The organism is Tabrizicola sp. (assembly GCF_036781545.1).
GTDB lineage: Bacteria > Pseudomonadota > Alphaproteobacteria > Rhodobacterales > Rhodobacteraceae > Tabrizicola.
This window is the reverse complement of the sequence record NZ_DAIQAT010000163.1, coordinates 1-7825: the sequence shown is the minus strand read 5'-3', so window position 1 is coordinate 7825 and position 7825 is coordinate 1. Positions and strand designations below refer to the sequence as shown.

The window sequence follows — 7825 nt, the reverse complement described above, 5'->3', positions numbered from 1 at the left end:
TGGCCACCGACCGCCCCAGCGAGGTCTTGCCCACGCCCGGAGGGCCGACGAGGCAGAGGATCGGCCCCTTCAGCTTGGTCGACCGCGCCTGCACCGCCAGATATTCGACGATGCGCTCCTTGACCTTGTCCAGTCCGTAGTGATCGGCGTCCAGCACCTTCTGCGCCGCGCCCAGATCCTTCTTGACGCGGGACTTCACGCCCCACGGCACGCCCAGCAACCAGTCGAGATAGTTGCGCACGACGGTCGCTTCCGCCGACATCGGCGACATCGACTTCAGCTTCTTCAGCTCGGCTTCGGCCTTCTCGCGCGCTTCCTTGGAAAGCTCGGTCTTGCGGATGCGTTCCTCCAGCTCGGCGACCTCGTTCTGGCCGTCCTCGCCGTCGCCCAGCTCCTTCTGAATGGCCTTCATCTGCTCGTTCAGATAGTACTCGCGCTGGGTCTTCTCCATCTGCGTCTTGACGCGCGACTTGATCTTCTTCTCGACCTGCAGGACGGAAAGCTCGCCCTGCATGTGGCCATAGACCTTCTCCAGCCGCTCGGCGACGTCCAGCGTCTCCAGGATCGCCTGTTTCTGGCCCACGTCCACGCCCAGATGACCGGCCACCAGGTCGGCCAGCCGGGCCGGTTCACGCGTGTCCGAGACGGCGGCCAGCGCCTCCTCGGGGATGTTCTTCTTCACCTTGGTATAGCGCTCGAACTCTTCGCCCACCGCGCGGACCAGCGCCTCGACGGCGGTCTGGTCGCCTTCGGTCTCGGCCAGCACTTCGGCGGTGGCCTCGAAGAAAGCCGGGTTCTCGATGAAGCCGGTGATCTTCACCCGCGCCTTGCCCTCGACCAGCACCTTCACGGTGCCGTCAGGCAGTTTCAACAGTTGCAGCACATTCGCCAGCACGCCGGTGCGGAAGATGCCGTCGGCCTGCGGGTCGTCCGCCGTCGGGTCCTTCTGCGAGCTGAGGAGAATCTGCTTGTCGTCCTGCATCACCTCTTCCAGCGCGCGGACCGATTTCTCGCGCCCGACGAAGAGCGGCACGATCATGTGGGGGAATACCACGATGTCGCGCAGGGGCAGGACCGGATAGCTTTGGATGCTCATATGTCTACCTTCGTTCGCGGCAACTGGGCGCGGTCCCGACCATCGGCAACCCTGCCCGCTCCGCCTGATGTGTTAACTTGTGGTGCCCCGGCAGGGGATTCAAGTTCTGCTTTGGTTCGGCAGAATGAACCTCTGTGTGAGCGGGTGCAAGGTGGGATTGGCAGAGGGCGCGCGGGAAGTGTCGGCGGCGCGGGGGCAGCGTTAACGACGTGGTGACTTTTTGCCTATACGAAAATCTTGACACGGCGGACTTTATGTAGATACAAAAAAGATGGTAGTCGTCTGGGACGAACGGAAGCGCGCGGACAATCTTGCCAAGCACGGCATGGATTTCGTCGATCTCACCGAAGAGTTCTTCCTTTCCTCCCAAGTCCTCGCCGCGAAGAAAGGACGTCTCAAGGCATTGGGCCGGTTCGCGGATGGCACGATTGCAGTTGTGTTTGCCGCGCTCGGCGCCGAAGGCGTGTCGGTGATCTCCATGCGCCCGGCCAGCAAGAAGGAAAGGAGCTTGCCATGATCAAGGAGCGTCTGACCGAAGAGCAGATTCAACGCATGATCGCCAGCGATCCCGACAATCCGGAGTGGACCGACGAGGAACTGGCCCAGGCACGCCCCTTCGTCGAGGTCTTCCCGGAACTGGCGGAAAAGATGCGCAAGTCCATCGCCGGGCGCCCGAAGTCAGCCAACCCCAAGGTGGCCGTCTCGCTGCGGCTGGACCCCGACGTGGTGGCGGCGTTCAAGGCGGCGGGGCCCGGCTGGCAGTCGCGCATGAACCAGGCGCTGCGCAAGGCGGCGGGGGTGTGATTTTGCACCACCTGTCATCCCCGCGAAAGCGGGGACCCAAATCGGAAGTGTCAGAAGATGGGTCCCCGCTTTCGCGGGGATGACAGCCTTCGCGCAGATGACGGCCGTGCACACAGCTACCCTACCGCCGCCCACCCTCACACCGGCTCCACATCCCCTTCCGACCGCAGTGCATGGAACCGGGCCACGAAGGCCGCCAGACCTCCCGCCGCGATCGCGTCCCGCAGCCCCTGCATCAGCACCTGGTAATAATGCAGGTTGTGCCAGGTCAGCAGCATCGAGCCGATGATCTCGTCCGCCTTCACCACATGGTGCAGGTAAGCGCGGGAGTAGCTGCGGCAGGCCGGGCACTGGCAGCCCTCTTCCAAGGGCCGGGGGTCGTCCTTGTGCCGGGCGTTCCGCAGGTTCACCTGCCCCCGCGCCGTCCAGGCCTGCCCGGTCCGCCCGGACCGTGAGGGCAGCACGCAGTCCATCATGTCGATGCCCCGCTCCACCGCGCCGACGATGTCATCGGGCTTGCCCACCCCCATCAGATAGCGCGGCTTGTCCTCGGGCAGGAAGCCGGGCGCATAGTCGAGGACCGAGAACATCGCCGCCTGCCCCTCGCCCACCGCAAGACCGCCGACCGCATAGCCGTCGAAGCCGATCCGCTTCAGTGCCTCCGCTGACTCCTCGCGCAGCTCCCGCGTCACACCGCCCTGCATGATCCCGAACAAGGCATGGCCCGGCCGGTCTCCAAACGCGGCGCGCGACCGCTCAGCCCAGCGCATCGACAGCCGCATCGACTTTGCCACCACCGCCTCCTCCGCCGGAAGCGCGGGGCATTCGTCGAAACACATCACAATGTCCGACCCCAGCAGCCGCTGGATTTCCATGCTCCGCTCCGGCGTCAGCATGTGCTTCGACCCGTCCAGATGCGAGGAGAACCGCACCCCCTCTTCCGTCAGCTTCCGCAGCGGCCCCAGCGACATGACCTGGAACCCGCCCGAGTCGGTCAGGATCGGCTTCGGCCAGTTCATGAACCGGTGCAGCCCCCCCAGCGCCGCCACCCGCTCGGCCGTGGGCCGCAGCATCAGATGGTAGGTGTTGCCCAGCAGGATGTCGGCCCCCGTCGCCGCCGCGCTGTCGGGCAGCATCGCCTTGACCGTCCCGGCCGTGCCCACCGGCATGAAGGCCGGGGTGCGAATCTCTCCGCGCGGAGTGGAAATCACCCCCGTCCGCGCCGCGCCATCCGTGGCTGCTACCTTGAAACCGATGCCCGTCGCCATGCCTGCGCCCCCCTGCCTGCCGCTCCTTTGGGCCAAATCGCGTGAAAAGTGAAGCCGGGGCCATCCAACCGATCCCTTCTCCCGTATTGACGCTTGACCTTTGCGGCAACTTCTCTATCTGCCGTGAATGAACGTTCATTCCCATCCCGGCTGACCCATGTCCCTCGCCCCCCACCCCGCGGCCACCGCCGATGCGCGCAGCCACGAAATCCTCACCTCGATCCGGCAGACCTTCGCCGAGAAGGGCTTCGACGGCGCCTCGATGCAAGACCTTGCCCGCGCCGCCGGGATGAGCGTGGGCAACTTCTACCGCTACTTCCCCTCCAAGGCCGCCATCGTCCAGGCGATGTGCGGCTATGACCTTGCGGAAATCCAGGGCGAGTTCGCGCAGATCCAGGCGGCCGAGATCCCGATGTCCTGCCTGCGCGAGCGGATGCTTGCGCATTTCGACGAGGAAGGGATGAAGGACGGCCAGCTCTGGGCCGAGATCGCCGCCGCGGCGCTGCGCAAGCCCGAGATCGGCGAAGCCTCGCGGCAGATGGAAGAGACCATCGTCACAATGCTGACGACGATCTTCGCCAGCGTCACCCGCCGCGACATGACCGAGGCGCGGCAGCGTTTCGAAGGCCAGTGCCAGATGCTGGTCATGCTGGTGAAGGCCATGGCGATACGCACCGCACAGTTCGGCCCGGCAAGCCCCGCACTCGCGGCGCAGGTGGTGGCAGTGGTCGACCGCATCCTTGCCGAGATTTCCAACGACATTGCAGAAGGTTGACCGTTATGCGCCCGACTCTCATTGCCGCTGCCCTCCTCGCCTTCGCTGTCCCCGCGCTGCCCGCCCGGGCGCAAGAGGCCGCCGCCGCCGAAAGCGCGCCCGCTGCCGCCCTGCCCGCGATCACCGTCTCGGACGTGACGCCCCGCCGACTGACCGACCGGATCATCGCCTCGGGCCTGATCGCCGCGGTCGAGGAGGTTCAGGTCGCGCCCCTGGTCGAGGGCCAGCCGCTCGACCGGTTGCTTGTCGAAGTGGGCGACATGGTGGCCGAGGGTCAGGTGCTCGCCGTCCTGTCGAAGACCACGCTGGAATTGCAGAAGACCGAGGCCGTCGCCTCGCTCGCCGCCGCGAAGTCGACCATCGCGCAAGCCGAAGCCCAGCGCGTCGAGGCCGAGGCCGCCGCCGCCGAAGCCGCCCGCGTCGTCGACCGTACCACGAAGCTCCGCGAAAGCGGCACGGCCCCGCAGGCGACCTGGGACACGGCGAACGCCAATGCCATCGCCGCCAACGCGCGCGTCTCGGTCGCGACGCAAGGGCTGGAATCCGCGCGCGCGCAACTGGCATTGGCCCAGGCGCGGTTGGAGAATGTGGACCTCATGCTCTCGCGCACCGAGGTGAAGGCCCCCGTCGCGGGCCGCATCGTCGCCCGCAACGCCAGGATCGGCGCCATCGCCACCGCCGCCGGGCAGCCGATGTTCGTCATCACCCGCGACGCCGCGCTGGAACTGCGCGCCGACGTCTCCGAGACCGATCTCCTCCGCCTCGCCCCCGGCCAGACCGCGCAACTGCGCGCCGTCGGCATGACCGGCACGCTTTCCGGCACCGTCCGCCTGGTCGAGCCCAGCATCGACCCCGTGACCCGCCTCGGCCGCGTTCGGATCAGCGTCGATGACACCGGCGAGGCGCTGCGCACCGGCATGTTCGTCGAGGCCGAGATCATCGCCGCCGAACATGACGCCCTTGCCATCCCCGTCACCGCCATCGGCGCTTCGCCCGAGGGCAGCACGGTGATGCGCGTGGCGGGCGGCCTAGTCGAACGGGTCGTGGTGAAGACCGGCATCCGCGACGGGGGACTGGTCGAAATCACCGATGGCCTCGCCGCGGGCGATACCGTCGTGACCAAGGCCGGGGCCTTCGTCCGCGCGGGCGACCGGATCAACCCGGTCCCCGCGATGACGAACTGAGGGGCCCGCCCATGAACTTCTCCGCCTGGTCGATCCGCAACCCGGTTGCGCCGCTGCTGGCCTTCTTCCTGCTGCTGGTGCTCGGCTGGCAAAGCTTCAACAGCCTGCCGATCACCCGATTCCCGAACATCGACGTGCCCCTGGTCGCCGTCTCCGTCGCCCAGTCCGGCGCGGCGCCCGCGGAAATGGAAAGCCAGGTGACGAAGGAAATCGAAGACGCGGTCGCGGGCCTCACCGGCGCCAAGCGCGTGACCTCCACCGTTACCGACGGGCTTTCCACCACCGTCATCGAGTTCCGCATGGAAGTGCCCACCGACAAGGCCGTGCAGGATGTGAAAGACGCCGTCGACCAGATCCGCGGCGACCTGCCCGGCGGGATCGAGGCGCCCATCGTCACCCGCATCGACGTCGAGGGCCAGGCGATCATGACCTTCGCCGTCCATGCCCCCGACATGACGATGGAAGAGATCAGCTGGTTCGTCGACGACACCGTCACCCGCGCCCTGCAGGGCAAGCCCGGCATCGGCCGCGTCACCCGCGTCGGCGGGGCCGACCGGGAAATCCGGGTGGAGCTCGACCCGGTGAAACTCGACAGCTACGGCGTCACCGCTCAGGCCGTCAGCGCCCAGATCGCCGCCACCAACACCAACCTCGGCGCGGGCAAGATCAGCCTCGGCACCGGCGAGCAGGTGATCCGCACCCTCGGCGACCAGGGCACCGTCGAAAGCCTTGCCAATACCACCATCGCGCTCCCCTCGGGCCGCTTCGTCAAGCTGACCGACCTCGGCCAGGTGATCGACAGCTATGAGGAGCTGAAGAGCTTCTCCCGCATCGACGGCGAGGCTTCCGTCTCCTTCCTCGTCTTCCGCTCGAAGGGCGCTTCCGAGGTCTCGGTCGCCGAAGTGACCAACCAGGTGGTCGATGAGCTGCGCGCCCAGCACCCGAACGTCGCCATCACCATGGTCGACGATTCCGTCTTCTACACCTACGGCAACTACGAATCCGCCATCCACACCCTGCTGGAAGGCGCGCTTCTGGCGGTGCTGGTGGTGCTGGCCTTCCTGCGCAACTGGCGCGCGACCCTCATCTCCGCCGTCGCTCTGCCGCTTTCCGCCATCCCCACCTTCTGGGTCATGTCGCAGCTCGGCTTCTCGCTGAACCTCGTCAGCTTCCTCGCACTCACACTCGCCACCGGCATCCTGGTCGACGATGCCATCGTGGAAATCGAGAACATCGCCCGCCACATCCGCATGGGGAAAACCCCCTACCGCGCCGCGATCGAGGCGGCGGACGAGATCGGCCTCGCCGTCATCGCCACCACCTTCACCATCGTCGCGGTCTTCGTGCCGGTCAGCTTCATGCCCGGCATCCCCGGCCAGTATTTCCGCCAGTTCGGCCTGACCGTGGCCATCGCCGTCCTCTTCTCGCTTCTGGTCGCGCGCCTGATCACCCCGATGATGGCCGCCTATTTCATGCGCGCCAAGGATGCCGTCGGCCATGAGGAGGGCCACCGGGACGGCGCCTTCATGCGCTTCTATCTCTGGCTGGTGAAATCCACCACCAAGGTCCGCCGCTGGAAGAAACACCCCCGGATCGCGCTGCCCACCTACTACGTCACCCTCGTCGTCGCGGTGATCGTGGTGATCTTCTCGGTCATCGCCATGCTGCAGGTCCCCGGCAGCCTGTTCCCTCCCGAAGATGAAAGCCGCATCGTCGTCTCGGTCGAACTGCCCCCGGGGTCGAAGCTCGACGACACTGCCGCCACCACCGACGCGATGCGCGAGGCGATCAAGGACATCGACGGGGTGAAATCCGTCCTCGTGATCGGCGGCTCGACCCCGCTCGGCGACCGCGACATCCGCCGCGCCACCTTCACCATCATCCTCGACCGGCTGGACAACGGGCTGGAGCGCAAGCTCATCGACCTTGGCCGTGCGATCCCGGTCGTGGGCGGGCTGGTCCCCGCGATCGCTTCCGAAGGCCGCCTCCGGCCCCAGGTCGAGATCGAGGCCGACGTCTTCCAGGCGCTCCAGGCCGTCCCCGACCTGCGCGCCTTCAAGGCTGCGACCATGGGCGGCGGCGCGCGTCCCTTCAGCTATGACATCCTCTCCGACGACGAGTCGGACCTGACCCTCGCGATCCAGAAGATCGAAGAGGCGCTGCGGCAGGAACCGATGTTCCTCAACACCTCGACCGAGGCCGCCCTGCCCCGGCCCGAAATCCAGATCACCCCCAAGGCGGACGAGGCCGCGCGCCTGGGCGTCACCGTGCAGCAGATCGCGAACGTGGTGCGTGTCGCCACCATCGGCGATGTTTCGGCAGCCCTTGGCAAGCTTTCCATCGACAACCGCCTGGTGCCGATCCGGGTGCAGCTGGACGAGGCCTCGCGCGACAACCTCGCCCGGATTTCGGCCCTGAAGGTGATGACCTCCGCCGGCCCGGTGCCGCTTTCCGCGGTCGCCACGGTGCAGGTCTCGGAAGGCCCCTCGGTGGTGAAACGCCTGAACCGGCTGCGCGTCGCCACTCTCGGCGCCGACATCGCGCCGGGCTATGTGCTGGACCAGGCCACCGCCCGCTTCGAGGAAATCCTGCCGACGCTGAACCTGCCCGCCACCGTCAAGGTCACACCCTCGGGCGATGCCGAGGTGCAGGCCGAACTGCTGGGCAGCTTCCAGAACGCGATGATCCTGGGCGTCCT

7 protein-coding genes are annotated in these 7825 nt (G+C 66.9%); 5 read left to right on the top strand and 2 right to left on the bottom strand.

The window, feature by feature from the left end:
- Positions 1 to 1096: LON peptidase substrate-binding domain-containing protein (locus V7Q39_RS17565; protein ID WP_333817916.1), on the bottom strand; the 1096-nt coding region annotated here is incomplete at its 3' end.
- A gap of 271 nt (positions 1097 to 1367) precedes the next feature.
- Between V7Q39_RS17565 and V7Q39_RS17560 the strand changes: the two genes are divergently transcribed.
- Together V7Q39_RS17560 and V7Q39_RS17555 are read left to right on the top strand one after the other, a co-directional pair.
- Positions 1368 to 1613, top strand: coding sequence for a BrnT family toxin (locus V7Q39_RS17560; RefSeq protein WP_333817915.1), 246 nt, complete (start codon positions 1368 to 1370; stop codon positions 1611 to 1613).
- Positions 1610 to 1900 carry a BrnA antitoxin family protein gene (locus V7Q39_RS17555; RefSeq protein ID WP_333817914.1) on the top strand — a complete coding sequence of 97 codons (291 nt, stop codon included), beginning with the start codon at positions 1610 to 1612 and terminating at the stop codon, positions 1898 to 1900. The genes V7Q39_RS17560 and V7Q39_RS17555 overlap by 4 nt, the downstream gene beginning before the upstream one ends.
- A 137-nt stretch (positions 1901 to 2037) precedes the next feature.
- Here V7Q39_RS17555 and tgt read toward each other — a convergent pair whose 3' ends face one another.
- Entirely contained in the window at positions 2038 to 3168 is a 1131-nt protein-coding gene (gene tgt, locus V7Q39_RS17550; protein ID WP_333817913.1) for a tRNA guanosine(34) transglycosylase Tgt, read from the bottom strand.
- Positions 3169 to 3325: 157 nt separating this feature from the next.
- Here tgt and V7Q39_RS17545 point away from each other — a divergent pair, with 157 nt between their 5' ends.
- The 3 genes from V7Q39_RS17545 to V7Q39_RS17535 all read left to right on the top strand — a co-directional run.
- Complete coding sequence (locus V7Q39_RS17545) at positions 3326 to 3943, top strand: TetR/AcrR family transcriptional regulator (protein WP_333817912.1); 618 nt, start codon at positions 3326 to 3328, stop codon at positions 3941 to 3943.
- 5 nt (positions 3944 to 3948) lie between these two features.
- On the top strand, positions 3949 to 5127 hold the full coding sequence (locus tag V7Q39_RS17540) for an efflux RND transporter periplasmic adaptor subunit (protein WP_333817911.1): 1179 nt from the start codon (positions 3949 to 3951) through the stop codon (positions 5125 to 5127).
- An 11-nt stretch (positions 5128 to 5138) separates the two neighbouring features.
- Positions 5139 to 7825, top strand: a 2687-nt coding sequence (locus V7Q39_RS17535; RefSeq protein WP_333817910.1) for an efflux RND transporter permease subunit, incomplete at its 3' end; no start/stop codon positions are given.

Bases quoted from the DNA above. Each gene is read 5' to 3' on its own strand.
- V7Q39_RS17545 (WP_333817912.1), top strand. From the start codon at position 3,326: ATGTCCCTCGCCCCCCACCCCGCGGCCACCGCCGATGCGCGCAGCCAC.
- V7Q39_RS17540 (WP_333817911.1), top strand. From the start codon at position 3,949: ATGCGCCCGACTCTCATTGCCGCTGCCCTCCTCGCCTTCGCTGTCCCC.
- V7Q39_RS17560 (WP_333817915.1), top strand. From the start codon at position 1,368: ATGGTAGTCGTCTGGGACGAACGGAAGCGCGCGGACAATCTTGCCAAG.
- tgt (WP_333817913.1), bottom strand. From the start codon at position 3,168: ATGGCGACGGGCATCGGTTTCAAGGTAGCAGCCACGGATGGCGCGGCG.
- V7Q39_RS17555 (WP_333817914.1), top strand. From the start codon at position 1,610: ATGATCAAGGAGCGTCTGACCGAAGAGCAGATTCAACGCATGATCGCC.